A 24,575-nucleotide genomic window follows, 5' to 3' on the forward strand; every position below is an offset into this window, starting at 1 on the left:
CTTATCTTGCACGGAAAATAATGCGGCCTTTTGATAAGTCGTACGGCGTTAATTCAACGGTAACTTTATCGCCAGTTAAAATACGAATGTAATTTTTACGCATTTTGCCTGAAATGTGAGCTGTAACTACGTGTCCGTTTTCTAATTCAACACGGAACATAGTGTTTGGTAAGGTATCTAAAACCGTACCTTGCATTTCAATATTTTCTTCTTTCGCCATTGGGCGTTAAACCTCTATTTTGTGCATTGATAAAAAATCTGCGCAGATCATGCACAAATGTTCGGCTAAAGTAAAGCTATACTGCTATTTATTTATCGTTTGCCAGCGATTATTTTGCAATATTTGGTGCGGGAAGTAGCGATTTTTATAATTCATCTTTTGACAGTCGTCTATTTGGTAGCCAAGATACAAGAAGGTTTTTTTGTGTGAAATGGCTACTTGAATTTGATTTAAAATAGAATAACTACCGATACCTGTTTTACGATATTGAGGGTGATAAAACGTATACACTGCTGATAAACCATCTTCGAGTACGTCAGTCACTGCAACGCTAACTAATGTTTCTTCGTGCCATAGTTCAATAAATAACTGTGAACACAACTGTGATGAAAGAAATGATTGAAACTGCTTTTCGCTAGGCGGATACATAGCGCCATCAAAATGTACTTCGTTGATGTATTGTTCGTACAATGGGTAATAGTAGTTTTGTAAAGTATCTTTAATTACCACAACTAAATGTTGGTTCTTTTTTTGTAATCGTTTTTGGCTTTTTGTTGGCTTGAAGGCGGCGGCAACAACGCGCAGTGATTGACATGCGTTACAGTTTTCGCAATAAGGGCGATATATTTGATCACCACTACGACGAAAACCTTGATGCATTAACCAAGTGTATTTTTCACTAGTTTGTAGTCGTTCGTCTACGGCAATTAATAAGCGTTCTTCTTTTTCAGGTAAGTAATTACAAGGAAATTCCTGACTTACCCCAAGTTTATAACTATTGTTCATAATTTACAGTATAGCCAAGGGTAGCGTTCTTGGTTGCCAGAAAGAGTTAGGTAACTGACGATTTGTTTCAATGCGTTGCTGCTTTAAAAAGGCTACTCTAGGTATTTCAATGCAGCCCATATCCGCAAGGAAAGGGTTTAATAATTGGCAATCAATAAATGGTATCTGTTGTGTTTGTAATAGTTGTGCCAGGGAAACTAATGCTATTTTCGATGCATTAGATTTGGTATAAAACATTGACTCACCAGAAAAGAAACCACCGATTGCTACACCGTACAAACCACCAACAAGTTCATCCTCGTACCAAACTTCTATTGAATGAGCATATCCTTGTTTATGAAGCTCAATATAACCTTGCTTCATATCATCAACTATCCAGGTTTCCTCGTTGCGAAAAGGAGCGTCAGCACAATAATCAATGACTTCTTCAAAAGCGTGATTCAAACTAACAGTATAGGGACATTTCTTGATGAACTTTCTTAATGTGCGGTTTATTTTTAATTGTTCGAGAAAAATAATTGCCCTAGGATCAGGTGACCACCAAAGTATAGGATCTTGTTCACTAAACCAAGGAAAGATACCAGCTTGGTAAGCACTCTTGATACGCTCAGGTGTTAAATCTCCCCCTATGGCAAGCAAGCCGTTTGGATCTTGCAGAGCCTTGTCAGGGGGAGGAAAGGAGAGACTTCCTGATTCAAGCCATTGGAGAGTCTCTGACATCTAAATCGTAGCCTTGGGTTATTTAGCGTCTAAGTAGCGCTCTGCATCTAACGCAGCCATACAGCCAGCACCCGCTGATGTAATGGCTTGACGATAAATATGATCAGCTACGTCACCGGCGGCAAAAACACCCTCAATGCTTGTTTGCGTTGCATTACCCGAGGTGCCGCTATTGATTGTTAAATAACCATCTTTCATCTCTAATTGGTCTTTAAAGATATCAGTGTTTGGTTTGTGACCTATGGCGATAAATACGCCTGCTACATCTAAATCTTCAGTTGCATCAGACTTGGTATCTTTAATACGCACACCAGTAACACCCATATCGTCACCAAGTACTTCGTCTAAGGTACGATCAAGGTGCAAGGTGATATTGCCGTTTTCAACTTTATCCATTAAACGATCAGTGAGGATCTTTTCAGAACGGAAGGTATCACGACGGTGAATCAAATGAACTTCCGATGCTATATTCGATAGATACAGTGCTTCTTCAACAGCAGTATTACCGCCACCAACAACGGCAACCTTTTGATTACGATAGAAAAAACCGTCACATGTCGCACATGCTGAAACACCTTTGCCCATGAAGGCTTCTTCTGAAGGTAAACCTAAGTATTGTGCAGACGCACCCGTACAAATAATGAGAGCATCACATGTATATTCACTACTGCCGGTTAACTTGAATGGACGCGTATTTAAATCAACAGATTCAATGTGATCGAAAATAATTTCAGTATCAAATTTCTCTGCATGTTTTTGCATGCGTTCCATTAATGCTGGGCCTGTTAAATCATCAGCGTCGCCAGGCCAGTTTTCCACGTCAGTGGTAGTCGTTAACTGGCCACCTTGTTGCATACCTGTAATCATTACAGGATTTAAATTTGCTCGTGCAGCATATACTGCAGCCGTGTAACCAGCAGGGCCTGAACCCAAAATGAGTAATGGGCAATGTCTTGCTTCGCTCATGAAAAACTCCAAATTGATTTAATACTAATAGCTTCTGTTATTGGGATTCTAGGGAAATAACTCAAGATGGTAAAATAACTTTTTAATTATTAATTTATGACTTTTGTCTAATTTGCACGAAAACTTTACAGTAATGTGTGATTAGTAATCAATTATTGTTAATAATTAACGTTACTTGGATTGCGTAATCGTGCATTAATAATGTTTATATTGGCCTATTACATTTTCAATTGTCATAATACCGAACAATACTTTACGTATAAAAGATTCAGAACTGCCGACGAGATTAAAGTTTGGATGCTGTGACCAAATAGCTTGTAATTTTGTGTCTAATTCAATGGCAGCTTTATCTGACTCATTTCTTATCGGGTTATTACTGCGAATACTTTCACCTGATTTTGCTGCTGTTTCAAAGAAAATTACTGCGTCGTATCGGGCAAATTCTTCTTCAATTGAGGAGCCCATTGTTTTAAAAAAGTCCTCTTTACTGTCTGGCCAATACGCAAGGCCGTCTAAACTGCCACGGTCACACAATACAACGCACTCTGGATATGTAGCTCGTTGAATATCTTCTAGATGCTTTTGTAAGTTAAAAATTGCTACTTGTTGTGTACGTAAAACAGTATCGTTTTTTGCACGATCTATGCCCCCGCTAAACATCATTGTCGCAGCTTCTGGTACTGATGCGATCTTGCCACAAAATTCTCTACGAATAAGGTCTAGCGCTGTTGTTTTACCACCGCCTGGCCCTCCAGTTAATACTATTCGTTTTTTCATTAGTTTTGATACCTTTGGCTGATGTTCATTATAGAATACGCTGTTCAATGCTTTTATCGAGATATACTGCGATTGCTTTAGATGTTGGGGTATAGGATCTATCACCAACACTTTCAATGGGCACTAAAGGGTTTGTTTCTGGGTAGTAAGCTGCTAAGTTTCCTTGCGGTATATCGTAAAAAAACAAACTAAACCCTGATATTTTTCGAGTTATGTTATCAGGCCAAATTGACGTTATATCAACGCGTTCACCGTCAGAAAAACCTAGTCTTTTAGCGTCTTTCTCATTAATAAATAATATATTACGCGAATTCTTTATACCGCGATACCTATCATTCATGCCGTAAATTGTGGTGTTGTATTGATCATGTGAACGTAGCGACTGTAATGTAAATAGCGTTTTTTTCTCTGGTGCGTGGCTTTGCATCAGATCTTTAACGAGCGCATCAGGCAAGGAGTTCACACTAAACTGTGCGCGATTACTCTCTGTTAGCCATTGATACTCTACTGCACTATTGCCTAAATAAAATCCGCCGGACTGCTTTATTTTTTCATTAAACTGTGAAAACTGTGGTAACGCATTGGCAATTAATTCACGAATGTTGTCATAATTACTAGCAAGCGAAAGCCAATTAACTGCGGTTGCACCAAGTGTTGCATGAGCGATATGAGCAACAATAGCGGTTTCGGACATTTGCTTTGTACTTAAAGGTGGTACATTACCTTGAGACGCATGTACCATGCTAAAGGTATCTTCTACCGTAATTTTTTGTTCGCCAGATGCCTGCACATCAATTTCAGTTCTACCCAAGCAAGGAAGAATCAATGCATCTTGCCCAACCAACAAGTGACTACGGTTTAGCTTGGTACTAATTTGAACATTAAGTGTGGTATTTCTTAGCGCTTTGTAGGTCTGTGCTGTATCTGGCGCCGCTGAAGCAATGTTACCGCCTAACGCAATAAACACCTTACTTTTTTTATCAAGCAGTGCATTTAGCGCGTGAAATACATTATGACCGGACTTATAGGGAAGAGGCTGTTGCGCTATTTCTGATATTGCATCGACAAATGCTTTACTCGGCTTTTCATTGATACCGACTGTACGGTTACCTTGCACATTAGAATGCCCCCTAACAGGGCATAAACCGGCACCTTTTTTACCAATGTTACCGCTAAGTAATTGTAAGTTAACAATCTCTTGAATTGTGGCCACTGAATGTTTGTGTTGTGTTATTCCCATGGCCCAAGTACAAATAACCTTATCTGCGTTTAAGAAAACATTGGCAGCCTGACGAATGTCGTGTTCTGTTAGGCCTGATTGTTCCGTTATTTGTTGCCATGTTGTTTTATCAACGATACTGATATATTCATCAAAATTTTTACAATGCTGTGAAATAAAATCGTTATCGATAACTGCATTATTCCCTTGTTGTAACGCTTTAGTATTCGTTTCTAATATTACTTTTACAATACCTCTAACAGCCGCCATATCACCGCCTAACACTGGGGTAAAATAGGCATGACTTATCGTTGTTGCGTTTGGTGTTAGAAGTTCTACCGGATCCTGTGGGCTCGCAAAACGCTCTAACGCCACTTCTTTTAGGTTGTTGAATGTCACTATTTTACAGCCATTTCGAGCCGCTTTACGAAGCGCATTCATCATTCTTGGGTGGTTAGTGCCTGGGTTTTGACCAAAGACAAAGATCGCATCAGCATGGTCAAAATCATCGAGAACAACGGTGCCTTTGCCAATGCCAATAGATTCATTTAAGGCGACCCCACTAGCCTCATGACACATGTTTGAGCAATCAGGAAAGTTATTTGTACCATACATTCTGCCAAATAATTGATAAAGGAAAGCGGCTTCGTTACTTGCACGGCCCGAGGTATAAAACTCTGCTTGATTAGGCGAATTTAGTTGTTTTAAATGTGTGGCAATTAAATCGAAAGCGTCCTGCCAACTAATAGGGAGATAATGGTCAGTTTCTGCATTATAACGCATCGGCTCTACTAGTCGGCCTTGGTATTCCAACCAATAATCGCTTTGCTTCATTAAGTCGCTTACTGTATGAGCGGCAAAAAATGCGGCGTCGACTTTTTTACTGGTTGACTCCCACGCAATGGCTTTTGCGCCATTTTCACAAAACTGAAGCAAACCTTCTTTTTCATCACCCCATGCACATCCTGGACAATCAAAGCCTTTATTTTGATTGGCTTTTAGTAGGTTTTTTACATTGGTGTTTGGTTGTTGGCTTTGAACAACATGTTTAATTGTCGATGTTAATGAAGATAGGCCACCAGCTTTAAGCGGCTTATCATGGAAGTTTTTATCAATCATTTTAGACACGGAAATTACCACTCAAGTCTGCTAACTCTCATTATGCCGTGATAATAAAGCAATACAAGTGAGACGTTACTGTTTGCACTCTTTTATTGTGTTACATCATGCTTTGGTGATAATCGCAAATATCTAACAGCTTATCGTTTCAACACAAATATCAGTACGTTTATCACAGCTATGCTGCGTACATTATGTCAAATGGACTACAGTGATAACGAATGGTTAAACAAGGAAACATTATGGTGAGTAAATATATAAAAGTGTGCATTTTAGTTTTTATGGTGTTACCTACTTTTCTTATAAATGCACAAGAAACGGTATCACGTTCAGCGCAAGACTTAAAACGAGACATCAATAGTAAAGGTCTTGAGATTATTAAAATGAGCCGAGTAAAACCAGGCATGACAGTTTTAGATTTACTTGGTGGCGGTGGTTATTATTCTGAATTACTTGCCAATACCGTGGGCTCAGAAGGGCGTGTATATTTACATAATAATAAAGCGTATATGCCGTATGTAAACAAAGAGCTTGTTGAACGTTTAGCAAATGACCGATTACCAAACGTTATTCGCTATGACAGAGAAATAGAAGATTTAGGCGTGAGCACTGCACAATTTGACGCGGTGTTTTTTATCTTGGGTTATCACGATATATATCATAAAGCTCAAGGGTGGGACATTGATAAGCAAAAGTTATTTGACCAAGTTTTTCCTGCCATAAAGCCAAATGGCAAGCTAGTAATCGTTGATCATTCTGCGTTAGAAAAAAGTGGTGTTAAATATGCACAAGATTTACATCGCATTGATAAGCAATATGTCATTGATGAAGTCAGCGCACATGGTTTTGTACTTGAACAAGAAAGCGATTTACTTGCAAACCCTGATGACTCAAGAGTTATTTCGCCATTTAAACCAGAAATTAGACGTAAAACAGATAGGTTTGTATTGCTTTTTAAAAAGTTATAAACAGTATGGTTAGCCGTTAGCTCGTAAAAGCAAACAAGCAATGTTATACATCGCTTGTTTGCTAAACCATTAATACGGGTTTTTATGTTGTTTTTTATCTTTCATCACTTGTTTTATCATTTTTCCAAATTGCTTATCCTTGTCTCTTTGCTGTTTTAGTGTCGCATTATTGTGGAGCTGTTCGCGTAGTAACTTGTGGTAGTTTGTTAATCGACGACTATCAAGCGTACCTGCCATTACCGCATTTTGAACTGCACAGTTGGGTTCATCTACATGATTACAATTTTTAAATCGACATTTTTCAGCAAGCGCTTCTATATCAGAAAAAGCATGCTGTATACTTTCTTCACTGCCAATGAGTTGTAATTCGCGCATACCAGGGGTATCAATAATAATGCCGTTATCAGCGCTAATATATACCGAACGTGCAGTTGTTGTGTGTTTACCTTTATCATCACCTTTACGTATTTCACTTGTGCGGGTAACGTTTTCAGCTAACAATTGATTAATCAAGGTTGATTTTCCAACACCGGATGAACCAACAAATGATACGGTCCGTCCTGGTTTACACCACGGAGCAAGTTGTGCCGCTGAAAATGTTAGTAATCCGTTCACGGCGAGTACCATTAACAAAGGATTCAATGATTGAACTTGGGCAATTTTACTTTGTACGTCTTTACAAAGATCAGATTTACTAAGCACTATTACCGGTTCGACGTCGGCATCGAAGGCTAACGTAAGATACCGCTCTAGTCGGCTTAAATTAAAGTCCTGATTCAAAGACATCACGACAAACAAGGTATCGATATTAGCAGCAATATATTGTACTTTGGCGTGCGTTCCTGCGCCTTTTCGTGAAAATAGCGATTTTCTATCAAGCAGCCGCATAAAACGATGTTCTGCGTCTAATAAAACCCAATCTCCAACCGTCATTGCCGGCAAACTCATGGTTATAGGTAAAGTAATAGATTGTGATTCAAGTTGTACAATATAGTCGTTGCGGTGGTGCGCCGTTATACGTCCACATTGACAGTCTTCATATTCTTCAAGTGAGAGTTGTTGTTGAAAAAATGGTTGCCAACCTAGTTGGCTTAATGAATAGTTATTATTCATTGATATATCCCTTCGATTATGTGTTTTTACACAATAAGAAGTATTAGGGATAATGGTATGCATTAACCCTGTGTTGTGAAAACACCGGGCAGAAATAAGAAAGGGCTATTTAACGTTGTTAAATTAGTTTTGACTCACTGCCGGGTGGGTAAATAAAACAATCATTTTTTCTCCTTTTCATTGGTCAATCTATAGCTTGCGAAGTTGACATCTTTATCGATATCACAACGATATTATTTACTTATTGTTACTTGGGCGTCAATGACTTCTTGCAACTTGTCAGTAAATTGTTGGCTCATACTGGTTAAACTAGTTAGGTGCTCGTTAGAGAGAGTATTAATGCGCTGACTTACTAGATTGTCTTGTGTAATGAGCTGTTGCTCTTTTTTATCGAGTTTTTGTTTTTCGTTTTGCTTAACCGTACTCTCTAACGAATCACCAATATTTTTCAATTGTTGGTTATAAGTGGTGTGTTTCTTGTTCAATGCAGTTAAGTATTGTTTTGATAGCGTTGATAGTGAAAGAAGTTCTTTCTTAAGTGTGTCATTCTTGGTTTGAAGTTGCTTTGTTTCAGCGCTTAATGTTTGCTTTGTTTGCTCTAACTGTCGCTTTGTTTTATCAAAGTAGGCGTTGACACTTACGGTTAAAAAAGGAATTAACGCAATAAAAACAGGCGTAGCTATACTCAAAAATTGGTATTTTAGGTAAAACGGTTTTTCTAAGTCGGTAACTTCTAATGTTAAACGCTTGAGTTCAAGCGCTGCCATTTTTTCTTCAATGGTGCTTTCTGACACGTATTTTCCTTAAGCATTCTTTTTATAGGGTCCAATGACCAAATAACGTTGTTCAGCAAAAAATTACATGATAGTGAATTAATAATTCAATGTGAAGTTGCTGCAGATAACTTTAATCAATACAATTTCTTAATTGATAAATAAGCAGTTGAAGAGTCGACAATGGTGGACAAGCTAAAAAAGATAGTATTGTTGAGCGGTGCAGGTATGAGCGCAGAAAGTGGTATCAATACCTTTCGCGATGCTGATGGCCTTTGGGAAGGCCATGACGTTATGTCAGTAGCCAGTATAGAAGGTTGGTATCAAAATCAATCATTAGTGCTCGACTTTTACAACCAACGCCGTAAACAATTGACTGAAGTCCAACCCAATGCAGGGCATTACGCATTAGCAAAGGCGCAGACGCTGTTTGATATCGCTATTATCACACAAAACGTTGATGACTTGCATGAAAGAGCAGGCAGTGAAAATGTTATACATTTACATGGTGAATTGAAAAAAGCACAAAGTACACTATACCCTGAATTTGTTTGTCCTTGGGATGGTGATATTCAACTTGGTGATGTTTGTCCTCAAGGAGCACAACTTAGACCTTATATTGTTTGGTTTGGCGAAGACGTACCCCAAATAAATCATGCTGTATCACAGGTCACTTGTGCTGATACCATTATTGTTGTTGGTACTTCTATGCAAGTATACCCAGCTGCAAATTTAGTGAGTTACGCTCCTGAACAGGCGGATGTCTACTATATTGATCCTAAACCACAACTTAACGAAGCGTTAAGACAACGAGATAAATTAACGGTGTTAGAACAGACGGCAGCTATTGGTATACCCGCATTACTTACAAAGCTAGCAGAGGCATGATGAGACAGCACAGCACCTTATTGTTGTTTGCCACTGCAACTGTTAGAATGCGCGGCTTTAAAATTTAACCGAAGGTATTGCTGTAGATGTTTATTTTACGATGGGTAATTGGCCGTATTATTTTGTTCTTTGACTTTGTATTTTCACCACGCTCGCCAAAACTTACCTTGGAACAGCAGGCTGAAATTGCACAAGCAACTGAGAATATGAGTCTTTATCAATTACCTGCGTGTCCATTTTGTGTAAAAGTGCGTCGTGCGATGAAACGTAACGGTATTAAATTACCTTTACAGAATATCAATAAATCAACAGATGCTAATCAAGCTTTGGTTGAACAAGGTGGTAAACGCAAAGTGCCTTGTTTACGTATTGAACATGATAACGATCGCGTTGAATGGTTATATGAGTCAAACGATATCATTACCTATCTTGCTAATTGTGTTAATAACACTTCATTAGCAGGTAATAAAAGCGTTTAGTAACGGTTGTTGCTTTTGATAGCTACGATACCGACAGCTTAGTACTTCATTTAAATGCTGCTCGATTTGATTATCCGGCAGCATTGATAATCCCACCTTTGTATAAAGCGTTTTCAAGTTTGGTGCTGCAAAACAAACAATTGTTGCGTGTTGGCGTATACAATGCTCGAGCAGTGTCTTTGCTAACCCTAAACCTTGATGGTCTGCTTTCACGACTAAGGCATGTAATAATGCTTGGGTGTTGCGTTCAGTCAAGGTTGATACAATCACACTGGCGATAATGTCATCGTTGTTATCTTTTAGTAAATAACAATGATCATAACCCATAAAACTGGCTGAATAATGCTGGTTTTTATAAAAGCGCATGATTGCTTTCTTATCTGACTTTTGCGCTAAATACAGGGTATAGCCATTAGTTTTAGTGGTAAAATGTTGTGTCATTGTCAAACTATCTATGCAAGATTAAACATTAAAAAAGGCGCTCATTGAGCGCCTTCGTTTTATTTAACTCGCATACCCGGTTGAGCACCATCATCTGGATTTAATATCCAAAGATCTTTGCCGCCTGGGCCTGCTGCTAATACCATGCCCTCTGACATACCAAAGCGCATTTTACGCGGTGCCAAATTAGCAACCATGACCGTCAGTTTACCTGTTAAGTCTTCAGGTTGGTACGCTGATTTAATGCCAGCAAATACCTGACGTGTTTCTTGGCCGTCATTATCAAGCGCTAGCTCTAAACGTAACAGTTTATCGGCTTTTTCAACATGTTCGGCTTTAACGATTTTGGCAATACGTAAGTCAATTTTAGCGAAATCGTCAAATTGGATTTCTGGCGAAATAGGGTCGTCAGCAAGCGGACCTGTTGGGGCTGGCTTACTTTCTACTAAGTTCTCTTTTGATGCAGCGACCATGGCTTCTACTTTGTCCATATCAACTCTTTGCAATAGCGCTTTAAACTTGTTGATTTTGTGATTGGTTAATAATGATTTATGACCTTGCCAAACAAGTTCATCATTGAGAAACGTTTCAGTACTCTCTGCTAATTTTGGCAGCACAGGTTTTAAATAAATCATCAATATACGGAATAAATTTATGCCAAGAGAACAAACATCCTGTACTTCTTGTTGCTTGGTGTCATCTTTCACTAACACCCAAGGTTCTTTCACTGCAATGTATTCATTCACTTTGTCTGCTAATGCCATAATTTCACGCATGGCCTTACCAAATTCTCTATTTTCATAGAGTTCAGCAAGTCTATCGCCCGCTGAAGTTACTTCATCAGCCAATGCTTGATCATTAATGTTAGTGGATAACATGCCATCAAAGCGTTTAGTAATAAAGCTTGCACAACGCGAAGCAATGTTAACAACTTTACCTACAAGATCGGAATTAACGCGTTGGGTAAAGTCTTCGAGATTTAAATCTAAGTCATCAATACGGTTTGTAAGTTTAGCGGCATAGTAATAACGTAAATACTCAGGGTTTAAGTGATCTAAGTAAGTGCGTCCCTTGATAAAGGTACCTTTAGATTTAGACATTTTAGCGCCGTTTACGGTAACAAAACCGTGCGCAAATACCGATGTTGGTTTGCGGTAGCCTGAGCCTTCTAACATTGCCGGCCAAAATAAACTATGGAAATAAATAATATCTTTACCGATGAAATGATAAAGCTCAGCATCTGAGTCTTCTTTCCAATAGGAATCAAAATCAATATTGTTTTTGTCACATAGGTTTTTAAAGCTGCCCATGTAGCCAATTGGTGCATCTAGCCACACATAAAAGAACTTACCAGGGGCATTTGGAATTTCAAAGCCAAAATATGGCGCATCGCGACTTATATCCCATTGTTGCAAGCCTTGCTCAAACCATTCATTAAGTTTATTCGCCATTTCTTCTTGTAAAGAACCGCCTGTGGTCCACTCTTTTAGCATTGTTTCAAATGCAGGTAAGTCAAAGAAAAAGTGCTCTGAATCTTTTAATATAGGTGTTGCACCAGATACGACTGAACGCGGGTTAATAACCTCTGTCGGTGAGTAAGTCGCACCACAGTTATCACAACTATCACCGTTTTCGTCTTCGCTTTTGCAGGTAGGGCAGGTACCTTTAACAAAGCGATCAGGTAAAAACATGCCTTTTTCTGGATCATAGAGTTGTGAAATTACGCGAGACTTTATGTGACCGCTATCATGCAATTTATTGTATATCTCACTTGCAAACGCACGGTTTTCATCGCTATGCGTTGAATGATAGTTATCAAAGCTGATCATAAAGTCACTAAAATCAGTCATATGCTCTTCACGCACGCCGGCGATCATGGCTTCCGGAGTAACGCCTAATTCTTGTGCTTTTAGCATAATAGGTGTGCCGTGAGCATCATCAGCACATACGAAGTAAGTTTCGTGACCACGCATTCGTTGGAAACGAACCCAGATATCGGTTTGTATGTGTTCTAATAAGTGGCCTAAATGGATTGAACCATTTGCGTATGGTAAAGCACAAGTAACAAGAATTTTGCGTTTATTTGGTGATTGCATATAGATTTCTAACTGAATTTAAATGTGACTAAAATTAGGTGGTAATTAAGGAGTGAATGGTACAGAATTTAATTAAATTTTTCATTAAATAATATCGACAAATAGTGCATTTGTTAGATTTTCTTTATTTTATCCATAACGAAATGATGGCCTGATCATGTTTTCATCTTTATTTGGTTCGTCTGTACCTACTGAAACACGCGAAAAAATTACTGAATTTTTCGACCATTACCATGACGATATTTTTCCAGATGGCATCGCAAAATATTGCAAAATGAGCGAAATTACACTGGTTAAAAAGACTATTAGCTTAAAGATTGATATGCCATTTGCTTGCGATGGTGCGTTAGATCGTTTTGCTGATGCCTTATTATCAGAAACAGGGATCTCAGTGCTTATTGATAGTCATTTAACATTGCAAGCCAATAAGCGACATAACATAGCGGGTATAAAAAACATTATTGCAATCGCTTCAGGTAAAGGTGGCGTTGGTAAATCAACGACAACAGTAAATGTTGCTTACGCACTCGCGGCTGAAGGTGCAAATGTTGGCATACTAGACGCAGATATTTATGGTCCGTCGATTCCCAAAATGCTTGGGTTAGAAGGTACACCGGTAACGTCGCCTGATGGTAAGAAAATGCTACCACTTGATAAAGACAATATTACAGCAATGTCTATTGGTTTTCTTGTTGATGAAAAAGATGCCACCGTATGGCGTGGACCTATGGCGAGTAGGGCGTTTAACCAATTACTGAATGAAACTGCCTGGCAAGATATTGATTACTTGTTGATTGATATGCCACCAGGTACTGGTGATATACAATTAACGTTGGCACAACAAGTGCCAGTGGCTGCTGCTGTTATTGTCACCACCCCTCAAGATATTGCCCTTGCTGATGCTGTGAAAGGCATAGAAATGTTTAACAAGGTGAATGTTCCTGTGCTTGGCGTTATTGAAAATATGAGTTATCACATATGTGAACATTGCGGAGAATCTTCGCAACTCTTTGGTCATGGTGGTGGAAAGTACCTAAGTGAAGAGTTTAAAACGCCACTACTTGGGCAATTGCCACTTAATATTGACATCTGTAAGTTGGCTGACAATGGTAAAACACCAATAATTGAAAATAGCGCTAGTGAAATTGCGCAACAATACCGTAGAATAGCGGGCAACATCGCCGCTGAACTGTTTAAGCAAAAGTCAGAACATAGTCCTGACAGTAATGAAATATTCATAAAGCAAGTAGATTAATCGATTACCAGCATTGGTATTATTGTAAATAATAAGAAAGTACGCCCTATGAGATTGTGTGATAAAGATATTCAACTTTTGTTAAATCAAGAAAAAATTGTAATTTCACCTATGCCAGACGAAAGCATGATATCTGGAGTAAGTGTCGATATTCGTTTAGGTAATGAATTTCGTGTTTTTCAAGATCATACTGCGGCTTATATTGATTTAAGTGGCCAGAAAGAATCTGTACAAAAAGCGATGAATTCTGTGATGAGTGATGAAATTGTCATCCCTGATGGCGAAGCGTTCTTTCTCCATCCTGGTGAACTAGCGTTGGCAGTAACTTATGAGTCGGTTACATTACCAGCTGATATTGTTGGTTGGTTAGATGGTCGTTCTTCATTAGCTCGTCTTGGTTTAATGGTGCATGTTACCGCGCACCGCATTGATCCAGGCTGGTCAGGACAAATTGTCTTAGAGTTTTATAATAGCGGTAAGCTACCACTGGCATTGCGTCCAAAAATGAAAATAGCAGCGCTTAACTTTGAAACAATGTCTGGTGAAGCGCTACGTCCGTACAATAAACGCGATGATGCGAAGTACAAAGGGCAAATGGGCGCTGTTGCGAGTCGAATTAGTGAAGATGATAACACTGCAAATTAATGCAGTGTTATGAATTAACGGCTTGAGTGAGCGGCGTAGGGCTCGGTAATCTATTATCAAGACATTGTTGTAAGGCCACCAACAGTTTTTCTTTGTCATGATAGTGTGCGACTGATTGTGATGCGAGTTGACAGTTAATCACCGGTAACCGTTCAGAAACGATGTTATCGGGTGCTAGCACACTATTAATCGGCATAGAACCAAGATTTTCTTCCAACCAATTCAGCTTTTCATCAAGCGTTATATTGCCAGCTGGGCTGTTTTCTGCGACAACATTTTCAACAAATACACAATGTGCTTTGCTCTTGATAATGCCATTAACAATATCCCGTACGAGTAACGGGGGAACAACACTGGTTAAAAAGCTACCAGGGCCAAGTATAATTAGGTCAGCTTCTTCTAATGCCTTTTTACAGCTATCAAGGGTTTTTACCAGCGGCGCAAGCATAAGGTTTTTTGGCATCACGGGCATTTCGTCAACAGAAAGTTCGCCAACTCTGCACCTGCCTTTCGGGTAAAAAGCAATTAAATCAGTAGGCGTTTCAGACATGGGGAGTACTGGCGTCTTAACCCTTAACAGCCGTCTTACAAGCTTTATTGAGTCAAGTGGTCGAGATTGAATTTGCCCTAATCCAAAGAGGATTAAGTTACCTAAATTATGTCCACCAAGTTCATCTTGACCATCAAAGCGAAAATTGAATAATTGGCTACCAATTGAATCTTCATCAACAAGCTGTGTTAGACAATTGCGTAGATCTCCCCATGCAATGGAGCTACTACGTTTACGAAGTCGCCCTGTAGAGCCCCCATTATCAGTTGTTGTTACAATACCCGTTAAGTTCTTTTCTAAAAAAGATAAACTAGATAGTACACGACCAAGACCGTGACCACCGCCAATAGCAACAACTTTCGCGTCTTTTAATAGCATGAAAGATTCTAATATTTTACTGTAGCCCCTACCATAGCTATTTTTGCGCAAAAAATAAAGTAACCTTACACATCCAAGCAGATAATTATTGTTTATCTTCATACTTGGTGATGAAAGTTTTTTAGTATTCGGTAAATAATGGGTAATTAAGCTGTTGAATATATAAAAAATAGTCAACTTGTTGTTTATCTAGCCACTTAAACAAAAAACGCGAAAAAAATGCCCTAAACACTAAATTAAAGGTTGACAGTTAATAGGGGGCTGCCTAAAATGCGCCTCGCTTTCAACGAGTAGAACATTGCACGTTGATGTCTATAATATAAGCACTAGGCCGTTTATGTTGTAGGTAGCGGGGCTATAGCTCAGCTGGGAGAGCGCTTCGCTGGCAGCGAAGAGGTCTGCGGTTCGATCCCGCATAGCTCCACCAAGAATTTTTAAGGAAATGTTCTGTGAATGTTTTTTAGATAGATTTTATAATAGCTGTTAACTACTCGGTAGTTGATTGTTGTTAATAAGTCGTAAGGTCATTTTTGCAAGCTTAGCTTTCAAAAACTTTACGCTAAAACAGCGAAAACTATTTCGCTAAACAGTTTTAGTGTCCCTATCGTCTAGAGGCCTAGGACACCGCCCTTTCACGGCGGTAACAGGGGTTCGAATCCCCTTAGGGATGCCACATTAATCACGGCAACGTGAGTAGGGTAAAGCAATCTAGGTCTTGTTTTATCCTTGGTGAAAACCAAAAGAATTTTGTTGAGCAGGTTATCGTTCAACAAGCGATAAAAGTAAAAAATATATGTTTTCTACTTTTGCGCTGAGACTTGTTAGTTGTAAGGTCATTTTTGCAAGCATAGCTTTCAAAAATCTTACACTAAAACAGCGAAAACTATTTCGCTAAACAGTTTTAGTGTCCCTATCGTCTAGAGGCCTAGGACACCGCCCTTTCACGGCGGTAACAGGGGTTCGAATCCCCTTAGGGATGCCACATTAATCACGGCAACGTGAGTAGGGTAAAGCAATCTAGGTCTTGTTTTATCCTTGGTGAAAACCAAAAGAATTTTGTTGAGCAGGTTATCGTTCAACAAGCGATAAAAGTAAAAAATGCATGTTTTCTACTTTTGCGCTGAGACTTATTAGTTGTAAGGTCATTTTTGCAAGCATAGCTTTCAAAAATCTTACACTAAAACAGCGAAAACTATTTCGCTAAACAGTTTTAGTGTCCCTATCGTCTAGAGGCCTAGGACACCGCCCTTTCACGGCGGTAACAGGGGTTCGAATCCCCTTAGGGATGCCACATTAATCACGGCAACGTGAGTAGGGTAAAGCAATCTAGGTCTTGTTTTATCCTTGGTGAAAACCAAAAGAATTTTGTTGAGCAGGTTATCGTTCAACAAGCGATAAAAGTAAAAAATGCATGTTTTCTACTTTTGCGCTGAGACTTATTAGTTGTAAGGTCATTTTTGCAAGCATAGCTTTCAAAAATCTTACACTAAAACAGCGAAAACTATTTCGCTAAACAGTTTTAGTGTCCCTATCGTCTAGAGGCCTAGGACACCGCCCTTTCACGGCGGTAACAGGGGTTCGAATCCCCTTAGGGATGCCACTTCATTGAAGTACAAAAAAGCCAGCTTTATGCTGGCTTTTTTGTTGCTGATAATTAATGCAATCCCCCGTCAATATTGAGCTGCTTAATACACATTAAAAACCTTGTAGTAACTAATTCCACAGCTTTATTGCAACATAGGTAATGAAGTTGATGTTATGTTTAGTTGTAAGAGGGGTTGGTGTAAGTTACTTTGCCTTTATATCGTATACCTACCTACAAGTATTCACACGACCAAATATACGCCGTCATTAAAGAGCGATTAGAAGCGCAATAGTAGCTCCGATCCTGTTTAGTCATACCATAACAATATCTTTTGCTGCTTTAGCTATTTTGCACTTCTGAACTGGTTACCGACAAGTAATGTATTGATCGCTTAGGTTCAGTAATTTTGCACTTACACTGCAGTATCAAATAAGTTAATACTTTCTTCAGCAAAACCAACACCGGCTTCGTTGTAAAAGTTGAATACCTTATCTACACCGAATTCTTCTAACGCTTTTCGTTCATCATCATAGCGCGCTATCGCTGCAATTTTACCTTGATAGTTAGCATGTTTAAGCTGAACCGTGATATTGACAATATCTTGTACAGAAGGCAATGCAAGTAATACTAATTTAATGCGAGATAAATCAATATTTTCCCAAAAGTCAGCATCTTCCGCATCACCTTGGAAAGCTTGTACGCCATCTGCCGACAGTAAATCTATTTTTGATTTATCAGTATCTAAGCCCCAGGCTTGGTTTGGATGTTGACTTTGCAAAGCGCGATATGCCCCCATTCCTACACGCCCCATGCCTATAATAACAACGGGTGCATCACAGGGTTGAACAAATGAGTCTTCAGGTAATTTATTAGGGTGCTGATGCTTACTAATAAGCGTTTTATGATTGGCATAAAACTCATGAGCAAAATTGTACAGTACATTGGTAATAACAAAAGAAATTGACACTGCTAATGCGAGGATCACTAACCATTCTTTCGGTAACCAACCTGCTGATGTGCTCAATGCAGCAACAATTAACCCAAACTCGCTAAAATTACCTAAGGCCAATGATGATAAGAACGCGGTACGTGCGCGTAATTTTAGTTTAATAAATAAGAAAAAGAACAAGGCAAATTTCAGTGGCAGCATTAAGGTTAAAATACCTGCAATAGCAAGCATTTCCCACGTTGGTAGCGCCGTAAAGCCAATCGACAGAAAGAAGCCAATAAGAAAGATATCTTTAAAGCTCATTAATGATTTAGTGATCTCAGTCGCCTTAACATGGCTTGCTAAATACATTCCCGCAAGTAGGGCACCTAAGTCCCCTTTAATTTTTACAAGTTCAAACAGTTCATAAGCGCCAAATGCTAAGAAAAAGCCAGTAAGCGGGAGTAATTCGCCATGACCAACCTTAGAAATAATGCGATTTACCAATGGCTTCAATGGGATCAAAAGTAACAGCAAAAACGCCCAAGCGGTTGGCACTTTTCCGGTAGCTGCAACGAGAAAGGCAACGGCAACAATATCTTGCATAACTAAAATACCAACCGCTAACTTACCATGCCTGGTTTTCATTTCGCCATGATCTTCCAACAGCTTAACCACACAAACAGTACTACTAAACGACAATGCAAATATAACTAACCCCGCTATTTGGTAGTCTGCATCGGCAAAATAAGCCACAGAGAGAAAGGCTAATAATTTGAATACTGCAACACCGCCTAACATCCAAATTAGGGTATGCGATAAGCTACCTGCCCACACTTCAGTTTTAATTAAATCTTTAATGTTTAGTTTTAAGCCAATGGTAAATAACATTAACGTAATACCAATATTGGCAAGAGAGAGCACTAAATCATCGGCTTGATAACCCATAAAGTGGAGAACAAAGCCTGCTAATAAGTAGCCAATTGATGGTGGAAGCGTGATAACTTTTGCGGCAAAACCACATAAAAAAGCGAATAAAATCCAAATAAATTCCATTAAGTATTACTCATTATTTCATTAGGGTATCAAGTTGTTCTGCAACATAGTCAGCAATAATCGGTTGCGCTTTAACATTCGGGTGAATGCCATCGTTCATCATAAGCTCAGGATCTAAAGCGACTTGTTCCATAAAAAAGGGTAGAAGTGTTGCATTGGTTTCTTCAGCCACTTCTTTAAATACCGCCTCGAACATATTGTTATAACGAGGACCGTAATTAGGTGTTATTTTTATTTGCATCAGCGAAACCGGTATATTTTTATCTTGAGCCAGCGAAACCATTTGTAACAAATTGTTTTTTATAGCTTTTGGATTATAACCTCTCAAACCGTCATTGCCACCGAGCTCGATAATTAAATGATCTACATCATTATCGGCTAAAATGCCCGGAAGTCGAGATAAACCGCCACTTGTTGTCTCACCACTTATGCTAGCATTAAGAATAGTGTATGGTGCTTTTTGCTCGTTAAGTCGTTCATTGAGTAAGTGAACCCAGCCTTGATGTTGTTGCATCCCATAACTTGCACTGACACTATCACCTAGTAGTAAAATGGTGTTAAACGCTTGAGCCTTTGATCCATTGATTAAAGAAAACAGTATTAAGTAAATAAAAAGTAGGTAGTTTTTCATGCAGGTAAGTTCCGATACAATTCTCAAAGTTAACGATCTGACGAAGTCGGTTCAGTTAGAAGGTAAATCATTATCGCTATTACAGCCAACCCATTTAACGGTAAATGCTGGTGAAACCCTCGCGATAGTGGGCTCCTCTGGCTCCGGTAAAACCACGTTGCTCTCAATTTTAGCCGGATTAGATTTACCAAGTTCAGGTGAAGTGTATCTTAAAAACCACCCATTACACCAGCTTAATGAAGAACAACGTAGTCAGGTAAGAGCGCAACACGTTGGCTTTATTTTTCAACAATTTCTGTTAGTTAATAGTTTAACGGCATTAGAGAATGTTATGTTACCCGCTGAACTTGCCAATACAGAAAACGCACTAGCACGTGGACAAAAACTACTTGAACAAGTTGGGCTAGGCGATCGAATGGATCACTACCCAAGCCAGCTATCAGGTGGTGAGCAGCAACGTGTCGCTATTGCAAGGGCTTTTATTACCGAACCGGATATTTTATTCGCTGATGAACCTACGGGTAACCTTGATACCAAAACAGGGCTAACGATTACTGATTTACTTTTTGAGCTAAATAAAAAAACAGGTACAACACTTGTACTTGTTACGCATGACCCAAAACTTGCCGCCCGTTGTCAACGACAAGTAGAAATGGACAGTGGTGTGTTAACCGATGTTCAATCAGATAGTGATTTTGTGGAACAAACGGCGGCAAACGTAGCGAATATGGGTTAATGATGACAGTAAAAAACAATATATGGATTAAACAATCTCTGCGCTTACTTGATCATGAGTTAAGACGCGGCGAGCTAACGATCATTTTTTTAGCTATTGTACTCGCCGTTGCAACCGTCTTTTCATTAACTGGTTTTTCAGGGCAAATTAAACACGCAATTGTCGCCAATAGTACCAATACTATTGCCGCTGATAGGGTGTTTAGTGGTAATGGACCTGCTGATGAAAAATATATTGAAAAGGCAAAATCACTGCGTTTAAACATAGCCAAAAAAGTGTACACCGACTCAATGGTTTTTCACGGCGATAATATGATCTTAAGTGAACTTGACGCGGTGAGCGAAAACTATCCTTTGCGTGGTGAGTTATCGATAAAACGCTCAATTGATGGCGAGGAAGAAATTGTAGGTGGACCTAAACGCGGTGAGTTATGGGTTGAGCGTAGCCTTTTAAGTCGTTTAGGTGTCAACGTAGGAGATATAGTCGAAATTGGTGTAGCCCCCTTTAAAATTGCTGGCATTCTAGTGAATGTACCTGATCGCTCATACCGTTTTCTAGTGGCAGGGCCAAGTATCATTATGCATGTGGATGACTTACCAGCGACTGAATTAGTACAACCAGGTAGTCGAATTTATCATGCTTATTTGTTCACTGGCGAACCAGAAGATATTGATGCATTTGAAACGTGGATTAAGCCACAAGTAAATGATACCCAGCGTTGGTATGACGCTAAACGTGCTCAAAACCGTTTATCATCAACATTAGACAGTGCAGAAAGATTTCTATCGCTTGCAAGTATGTTAGGTATTGTACTTGCTGCCGTAGCCGTTGCTGTTGCCAGCCGCAGATACGGGCAACGCCATCAATCGGTTGTTGCTGTCTTTAGAGCACTTGGTGCGACAATGTCACATGTTAGAAATTTGTATTGCTTACACTGGACATTATTAAGTGTGATCAGTATCGGTGCAGGGTTATTACTTGGGTATCTTTTATTACTGTTAGGGGCGAATGCAATAGAAAGCTACTTGTCATTAGATAATACGCCATTAACGTTTACACCGTTTATTACAGCCATAGTTACGGGGTTAATCTGTGCGGTTGCCTTTGCTATTCACCCAATTAAAGAATTGATTCAAACATCACCGTTATCTGTTATTCGTGGTTTTAAAACCAATACACTGCCTAAGTTTGGTAGCCACCAACTTATTCCTTTAATCGCGTTGTTTGTTTTGTTGCTAATGTTTAGTGGTGATTTTGTCATGAGCCTTTCATTATTAGCAGGTGGGCTATTAGTGTCGGCAATTTTACTAACAATTGGTCGCATGGTTATGAGTGCGGGGCGCAGTGTTGGAACAAAAGCAGGGCAGTCATGGCATTTAGCATTAGCGAATTTGAAACGTCGTGCTAGTGAAAATAGTGTGCAATTAGTCAGTTTTACGATCGCCATTAAATTATTGTTGTTAATTACGGTAATGAAAACATCTATTATTGATGAATGGCAGTCACAATTCCCTGACGATACGCCAAATCAATATTTGGTCAATATAACTGAAGAACAGATAGCGCCTTTACAAGCATTTACGGAAGAATACGATATTCCTCATCGTGGTTTTTATCCTGTATATCGTGGACGTTTAACAGCGATTAATGGTGAAGAAACCGTTAGGGTTGAACGCGATGACGAAAAGGCAGATGAAAACTCTACTGCTGAAAACACTGATGAGGAGAAAGAAAAAGAAGGTCGTCGCGGTATGGGGCGTGAACTGGGTTTAACATGGCGTGATAATGTGCCTTATCAAAATGAAATTTTAGAAGGGCGTTGGTGGCAACAAGGTGATACTACGCCGCAAGTTTCCATTGAATCAGGTGTGGCAGAGCGGTTAGAGATTAAACTAGGAGATGAACTGTCTTTTGATTTAGGCGGCCGTAAGTTTACCGTACCTGTAACCAGTATTCGCGAGGTTGATTGGAAAACACGACAACTTAACTTCATTATGGTGTTTAACCAAGCAGTGTTTGAAGACTTTCCTACTACGTCAATTTCTGCCTGGAAAGTAGCGCCTGAGAAAAAAGACGCCTTTTATGATCTAATTGCTCAATATCCAACAATTTCAATGATCGACTTTGATGCCATTATGAAACAGCTCAATGAAATGATTGAGCAAGTTACGATTGCTATCGAGTTAATTCTAGTATTGGTGGTGCTAGCAGGTAGCTTAGTACTTGTTGCACAAGTGCAGGCAAGCATGGAAGAAAGAGAGCGTGAATTAGCCATACTTCGTACGCTAGGGGCAAAAGGCTCACTATTGAGAAACAGTATACTGTTTGAATTTGTTGCGCTAGGTGCGATTGCTGGTTTTATGGCAAGTGTTGGTATGGAAATAGGTGTGTTCATTCTGCAAACACAAACCTTTGAAATGGATCCAACATTTCACTTTAGCTATTGGTTAGTAGGTATTTTGTCTGGTGCGATTTTTGTTGGTACGATTGGCATGATAAGTTGTTGGCGATTGTTGAACCTGACAAGTGTTACCTTGATCAGACGTACGATGTAAACATTGTTTTAATCAACGCACAGAAGTATCGTTATTTTTAATCGGATAACGATACTTTTTTTTATTAATCAGTTATATTGCCGAGATAAAAGCACAAGAAACTAACTATTATGGGATTATCACAGCCAAGCTCTGGCGTATTAAAAGGGTTATTAATTACCGCGGCATTGTTTGTTGTATTTGCGGGGATCAAATCGGCCACCAATATTCTGGTACCTTTTCTTTTGTCGGTATTTATCGCCATTATTTGTAACCCTTTGGTGAATAAAATAGAGCGCTATAAAGTCCCTAAAGCGCTCGCTGTATTATTAGTGGTGATATTTGTTGTTAGTATTGTTATGTCGCTAGCAGGGTTAGTGGGCAACTCGTTATCACAGTTGTCAGCATTGATGCCTGCTTATCGTGAACAGCTTAATGATCAGCTTGTTTGGGTGGTGGAGCAATTAGCATCGTATAACGTGATTTTATCGAAAGAATTAGTCATGGAGCATGTTGACCCTGCTGCAGCAATGGGCTTAGCGGCTGATATGTTGAGCGGTTTAGGTAATGTAATGGCCAATTTATTTCTGATCATCATTACGGTTGTGTTTATGTTATTTGAAGCACCTTCATTATCGCACAAGTTTCATCTCGCGCTTGATGACCCCGAAATGCGTTTAAAGCAAATTGATAAGTTTTTGTCGTCGGTTAATAATTACTTGGCAATTAAAACATTGGTCAGCATAGCAACAGGTGCGTGTGTGTCTATTATGTTATGGGCAATTGGTTTAGACTTTCCACTGTTGTGGGGCGTACTGGCATTTTTACTTAATTACATTCCCAATATTGGATCTATTATTGCCGCTGTACCGGCGATGTCACTGGCCGTTTTACAGTTAGGGCCTGCTTATGCTGGTTTTATTGGTTTAGGTTATCTCACTATTAATACAGTAATGGGGAATATGGTTGAGCCACGTTACCTTGGCAGAGGGCTAGGTTTATCTACGTTAGTGGTGTTCTTATCGCTGATCTTTTGGGGATGGTTGCTCGGTACCGTTGGTATGTTGTTATCAGTACCGTTAACGATGATCATCAAAATTGCGCTTGAGAGTACGCAAGAAGGTAGGTGGTTCGCCGTACTTTTATCTGGCGACGAACTCAGCGATGTTGAAAAGAAAGCTTAGTTATTTGGTTTTTCACCAAAACGGCATTGCCCATTAGATGAAAACTGTACAGCTTGTTGGCGCTTTTTGCCGATCAGCAAGCTGCCATCGTCAAGAAACAAGAAGTTCTTCCAGCATTGTTTAAATAAGCCCCAAGTTGTTTCAAGGATATTTTGTCGATTTAAACAATAATATACTGTTGTGTTGTCTTCCCAGTTAATATGCAGCAATAAAGCTTCTGGTAAGCTTGGTTCGTCACTTTCCCAACGAGTTTCCCAATTGATGTGCTGATGTAAATATTTATCTTGCGTTGGCCAGTCATTTTTATCGAAAAGTTCTGGATGTAAGGCTGTTTTGCTAATAAAGGTATCCCACAGTGTAGCAGCGCGTTCTTCAGACATTGGTTGAATTTTTGCCAGTTGTTCAGCAGTTAATGGCATACTTTGGTGTCGAAAAATCCAAGCATGTTTAAATTGTTCTAGCGGTAAATATTTCATGAAAATACAGGCTTGATAAAAAGCGGTATTATAGCAACCGTTACGCGCTTAA

General features: G+C 39.3%; 22 protein-coding genes and 5 tRNA genes. 13 read left to right on the top strand and 14 right to left on the bottom strand.

Annotation, left to right across the window (positions count from 1 at the left end; translation table 11 throughout):
- Position 1: 1 nt before the first annotated feature.
- From infA to QUE09_RS07470, 6 genes are all read right to left on the bottom strand, one after another.
- Positions 2 to 220 (bottom strand): translation initiation factor IF-1, encoded by a 219-nt coding sequence (gene infA, locus QUE09_RS07445; RefSeq protein WP_011043571.1) that lies wholly within the window; start codon positions 218 to 220, stop codon positions 2 to 4.
- 84 nt (positions 221 to 304) lie between these two features.
- Entirely contained in the window at positions 305 to 1,006 is a 702-nt protein-coding gene (locus tag QUE09_RS07450; RefSeq protein WP_286235566.1) for an arginyltransferase, read from the bottom strand.
- A gap of 3 nt (positions 1,007 to 1,009) precedes the next feature.
- On the bottom strand, positions 1,010 to 1,726 hold the full coding sequence (aat, locus tag QUE09_RS07455; protein ID WP_286235567.1) for a leucyl/phenylalanyl-tRNA--protein transferase: 717 nt from the start codon (positions 1,724 to 1,726) through the stop codon (positions 1,010 to 1,012).
- 18 nt (positions 1,727 to 1,744) lie between these two features.
- Positions 1,745 to 2,692: a thioredoxin-disulfide reductase gene (gene trxB, locus QUE09_RS07460; protein WP_286235568.1), complete on the bottom strand. Its 948-nt coding sequence runs from the start codon at positions 2,690 to 2,692 to the stop codon at positions 1,745 to 1,747.
- Positions 2,693 to 2,887: 195 nt separating this feature from the next.
- Positions 2,888 to 3,469, bottom strand: coding sequence for an AAA family ATPase (locus QUE09_RS07465; protein WP_286235569.1), 582 nt, complete (start codon positions 3,467 to 3,469; stop codon positions 2,888 to 2,890).
- A 28-nt stretch (positions 3,470 to 3,497) separates the two neighbouring features.
- Complete coding sequence (locus QUE09_RS07470) at positions 3,498 to 5,807, bottom strand: FdhF/YdeP family oxidoreductase (protein WP_286235905.1); 2,310 nt, start codon at positions 5,805 to 5,807, stop codon at positions 3,498 to 3,500.
- 242 nt (positions 5,808 to 6,049) lie between these two features.
- Here QUE09_RS07470 and QUE09_RS07475 point away from each other — a divergent pair, with 242 nt between their 5' ends.
- Positions 6,050 to 6,775 (top strand): class I SAM-dependent methyltransferase, encoded by a 726-nt coding sequence (locus QUE09_RS07475; RefSeq protein WP_286235570.1) that lies wholly within the window; start codon positions 6,050 to 6,052, stop codon positions 6,773 to 6,775.
- Between the two features lie 69 nt (positions 6,776 to 6,844).
- Here the strand turns inward: QUE09_RS07475 and rsgA are convergent, their stop codons facing one another.
- Together rsgA and QUE09_RS07485 are read right to left on the bottom strand one after the other, a co-directional pair.
- The gene (gene rsgA, locus QUE09_RS07480; protein WP_286235571.1) at positions 6,845 to 7,888 is read right to left on the bottom strand and encodes a ribosome small subunit-dependent GTPase A; all 1,044 of its coding nucleotides are present in this window, start codon (positions 7,886 to 7,888) and stop codon (positions 6,845 to 6,847) included.
- Positions 7,889 to 8,121: 233 nt separating this feature from the next.
- On the bottom strand, positions 8,122 to 8,682 hold the full coding sequence (locus QUE09_RS07485; RefSeq protein WP_286235572.1) for a hypothetical protein: 561 nt from the start codon (positions 8,680 to 8,682) through the stop codon (positions 8,122 to 8,124).
- Between the two features lie 162 nt (positions 8,683 to 8,844).
- On the opposite strand from QUE09_RS07485, the gene QUE09_RS07490 reads away from it, so the two are divergent.
- Both QUE09_RS07490 and QUE09_RS07495 read left to right on the top strand, forming a co-directional pair.
- On the top strand, positions 8,845 to 9,549 hold the full coding sequence (locus QUE09_RS07490; protein WP_286235573.1) for an SIR2 family NAD-dependent protein deacylase: 705 nt from the start codon (positions 8,845 to 8,847) through the stop codon (positions 9,547 to 9,549).
- Positions 9,550 to 9,635: 86 nt separating this feature from the next.
- Positions 9,636 to 10,028, top strand: coding sequence for a glutaredoxin family protein (locus QUE09_RS07495; protein WP_286235574.1), 393 nt, complete (start codon positions 9,636 to 9,638; stop codon positions 10,026 to 10,028).
- Here the strand turns inward: QUE09_RS07495 and QUE09_RS07500 are convergent.
- Together QUE09_RS07500 and metG are read right to left on the bottom strand one after the other, a co-directional pair.
- A complete protein-coding gene (locus QUE09_RS07500) occupies positions 10,005 to 10,469 on the bottom strand; it encodes a GNAT family N-acetyltransferase (RefSeq protein WP_286235575.1) in 465 nt (154 codons plus the stop codon). The genes QUE09_RS07495 and QUE09_RS07500 overlap by 24 nt on opposite strands.
- A gap of 59 nt (positions 10,470 to 10,528) precedes the next feature.
- Complete coding sequence (gene metG / locus QUE09_RS07505) at positions 10,529 to 12,565, bottom strand: methionine--tRNA ligase (protein ID WP_286235576.1); 2,037 nt, start codon at positions 12,563 to 12,565, stop codon at positions 10,529 to 10,531.
- Positions 12,566 to 12,722: 157 nt separating this feature from the next.
- Between metG and apbC the strand changes: the two genes are divergently transcribed.
- Positions 12,723 to 13,820 carry an iron-sulfur cluster carrier protein ApbC gene (gene apbC, locus QUE09_RS07510; RefSeq protein ID WP_286235577.1) on the top strand — a complete coding sequence of 366 codons (1,098 nt, stop codon included), beginning with the start codon at positions 12,723 to 12,725 and terminating at the stop codon, positions 13,818 to 13,820.
- Positions 13,821 to 13,868: 48 nt separating this feature from the next.
- Complete coding sequence (gene dcd / locus QUE09_RS07515) at positions 13,869 to 14,465, top strand: dCTP deaminase (RefSeq protein WP_286235578.1); 597 nt, start codon at positions 13,869 to 13,871, stop codon at positions 14,463 to 14,465.
- A gap of 7 nt (positions 14,466 to 14,472) precedes the next feature.
- Here the strand turns inward: dcd and QUE09_RS07520 are convergent, their stop codons facing one another.
- Positions 14,473 to 15,393 (bottom strand): gluconeogenesis factor YvcK family protein, encoded by a 921-nt coding sequence (locus QUE09_RS07520; protein ID WP_286235579.1) that lies wholly within the window; start codon positions 15,391 to 15,393, stop codon positions 14,473 to 14,475.
- A 351-nt stretch (positions 15,394 to 15,744) separates the two neighbouring features.
- Here QUE09_RS07520 and QUE09_RS07525 point away from each other — a divergent pair.
- The 5 genes from QUE09_RS07525 (at position 15,745) to QUE09_RS07545 (ending at position 16,993) form a co-directional block, all read left to right on the top strand.
- Positions 15,745 to 15,820, top strand: a tRNA-Ala gene (locus tag QUE09_RS07525).
- 170 nt (positions 15,821 to 15,990) lie between these two features.
- Positions 15,991 to 16,066: transfer RNA gene (locus QUE09_RS07530), tRNA-Glu, on the top strand.
- 233 nt (positions 16,067 to 16,299) lie between these two features.
- Positions 16,300 to 16,375: transfer RNA gene (locus QUE09_RS07535), tRNA-Glu, on the top strand.
- Positions 16,376 to 16,608: 233 nt separating this feature from the next.
- Positions 16,609 to 16,684, top strand: a tRNA-Glu gene (locus QUE09_RS07540).
- Positions 16,685 to 16,917: 233 nt separating this feature from the next.
- Positions 16,918 to 16,993: transfer RNA gene (locus QUE09_RS07545), tRNA-Glu, on the top strand.
- Positions 16,994 to 17,390: 397 nt separating this feature from the next.
- On the opposite strand, the gene QUE09_RS07550 is transcribed toward QUE09_RS07545, so the two are convergent.
- Both QUE09_RS07550 and QUE09_RS07555 read right to left on the bottom strand, forming a co-directional pair.
- Positions 17,391 to 18,962: a cation:proton antiporter family protein gene (locus QUE09_RS07550; RefSeq protein ID WP_286235580.1), complete on the bottom strand. Its 1,572-nt coding sequence runs from the start codon at positions 18,960 to 18,962 to the stop codon at positions 17,391 to 17,393.
- 13 nt (positions 18,963 to 18,975) lie between these two features.
- Positions 18,976 to 19,593, bottom strand: coding sequence for an arylesterase (locus tag QUE09_RS07555; protein WP_286235581.1), 618 nt, complete (start codon positions 19,591 to 19,593; stop codon positions 18,976 to 18,978).
- On the opposite strand from QUE09_RS07555, the gene QUE09_RS07560 reads away from it, so the two are divergent.
- The 3 genes from QUE09_RS07560 (at position 19,592) to QUE09_RS07570 (ending at position 24,047) form a co-directional block, all read left to right on the top strand.
- Positions 19,592 to 20,329, top strand: coding sequence for an ABC transporter ATP-binding protein (locus QUE09_RS07560; protein ID WP_286235582.1), 738 nt, complete (start codon positions 19,592 to 19,594; stop codon positions 20,327 to 20,329). The genes QUE09_RS07555 and QUE09_RS07560 overlap by 2 nt on opposite strands.
- Positions 20,329 to 22,884, top strand: a complete 2,556-nt coding sequence (locus QUE09_RS07565) for an ABC transporter permease (RefSeq protein WP_286235583.1) — start codon at positions 20,329 to 20,331, stop codon at positions 22,882 to 22,884. Before QUE09_RS07560 ends, QUE09_RS07565 begins: the two co-directional genes overlap by 1 nt.
- Positions 22,885 to 22,994: 110 nt before the next feature.
- Positions 22,995 to 24,047 (top strand): AI-2E family transporter, encoded by a 1,053-nt coding sequence (locus QUE09_RS07570; RefSeq protein ID WP_286235584.1) that lies wholly within the window; start codon positions 22,995 to 22,997, stop codon positions 24,045 to 24,047.
- Here QUE09_RS07570 and QUE09_RS07575 read toward each other — a convergent pair.
- Positions 24,044 to 24,523 carry a DUF2947 domain-containing protein gene (locus QUE09_RS07575; protein WP_286235585.1) on the bottom strand — a complete coding sequence of 160 codons (480 nt, stop codon included), beginning with the start codon at positions 24,521 to 24,523 and terminating at the stop codon, positions 24,044 to 24,046. The genes QUE09_RS07570 and QUE09_RS07575 overlap by 4 nt on opposite strands.
- Between the last annotated feature and the right edge of the window lie 52 nt (positions 24,524 to 24,575).

Origin of the sequence: Thalassotalea sediminis, from assembly GCF_030295915.1 — a bacterium.
In the GTDB taxonomy this organism is placed as follows: Bacteria; Pseudomonadota; Gammaproteobacteria; order Enterobacterales; family Alteromonadaceae; genus Thalassotalea_C; species Thalassotalea_C sediminis.

Bases quoted from the DNA above. Each gene is read 5' to 3' on its own strand.
- infA (WP_011043571.1), bottom strand. From the start codon at position 220: ATGGCGAAAGAAGAAAATATTGAAATGCAAGGTACGGTTTTAGATACC.
- QUE09_RS07450 (WP_286235566.1), bottom strand. From the start codon at position 1,006: ATGAACAATAGTTATAAACTTGGGGTAAGTCAGGAATTTCCTTGTAAT.
- aat (WP_286235567.1), bottom strand. From the start codon at position 1,726: ATGTCAGAGACTCTCCAATGGCTTGAATCAGGAAGTCTCTCCTTTCCT.
- trxB (WP_286235568.1), bottom strand. From the start codon at position 2,692: ATGAGCGAAGCAAGACATTGCCCATTACTCATTTTGGGTTCAGGCCCT.
- QUE09_RS07465 (WP_286235569.1), bottom strand. From the start codon at position 3,469: ATGAAAAAACGAATAGTATTAACTGGAGGGCCAGGCGGTGGTAAAACA.
- QUE09_RS07470 (WP_286235905.1), bottom strand. From the start codon at position 5,807: ATGATTGATAAAAACTTCCATGATAAGCCGCTTAAAGCTGGTGGCCTA.
- QUE09_RS07475 (WP_286235570.1), top strand. From the start codon at position 6,050: ATGGTGAGTAAATATATAAAAGTGTGCATTTTAGTTTTTATGGTGTTA.
- rsgA (WP_286235571.1), bottom strand. From the start codon at position 7,888: ATGAATAATAACTATTCATTAAGCCAACTAGGTTGGCAACCATTTTTT.
- QUE09_RS07490 (WP_286235573.1), top strand. From the start codon at position 8,845: ATGGTGGACAAGCTAAAAAAGATAGTATTGTTGAGCGGTGCAGGTATG.
- QUE09_RS07495 (WP_286235574.1), top strand. From the start codon at position 9,636: ATGTTTATTTTACGATGGGTAATTGGCCGTATTATTTTGTTCTTTGAC.
- QUE09_RS07500 (WP_286235575.1), bottom strand. From the start codon at position 10,469: ATGACACAACATTTTACCACTAAAACTAATGGCTATACCCTGTATTTA.
- metG (WP_286235576.1), bottom strand. From the start codon at position 12,565: ATGCAATCACCAAATAAACGCAAAATTCTTGTTACTTGTGCTTTACCA.
- apbC (WP_286235577.1), top strand. From the start codon at position 12,723: ATGTTTTCATCTTTATTTGGTTCGTCTGTACCTACTGAAACACGCGAA.
- dcd (WP_286235578.1), top strand. From the start codon at position 13,869: ATGAGATTGTGTGATAAAGATATTCAACTTTTGTTAAATCAAGAAAAA.
- QUE09_RS07520 (WP_286235579.1), bottom strand. From the start codon at position 15,393: ATGCTATTAAAAGACGCGAAAGTTGTTGCTATTGGCGGTGGTCACGGT.
- QUE09_RS07550 (WP_286235580.1), bottom strand. From the start codon at position 18,962: ATGGAATTTATTTGGATTTTATTCGCTTTTTTATGTGGTTTTGCCGCA.
- QUE09_RS07560 (WP_286235582.1), top strand. From the start codon at position 19,592: ATGCAGGTAAGTTCCGATACAATTCTCAAAGTTAACGATCTGACGAAG.
- QUE09_RS07555 (WP_286235581.1), bottom strand. From the start codon at position 19,593: ATGAAAAACTACCTACTTTTTATTTACTTAATACTGTTTTCTTTAATC.
- QUE09_RS07565 (WP_286235583.1), top strand. From the start codon at position 20,329: ATGATGACAGTAAAAAACAATATATGGATTAAACAATCTCTGCGCTTA.
- QUE09_RS07570 (WP_286235584.1), top strand. From the start codon at position 22,995: ATGGGATTATCACAGCCAAGCTCTGGCGTATTAAAAGGGTTATTAATT.
- QUE09_RS07575 (WP_286235585.1), bottom strand. From the start codon at position 24,523: ATGAAATATTTACCGCTAGAACAATTTAAACATGCTTGGATTTTTCGA.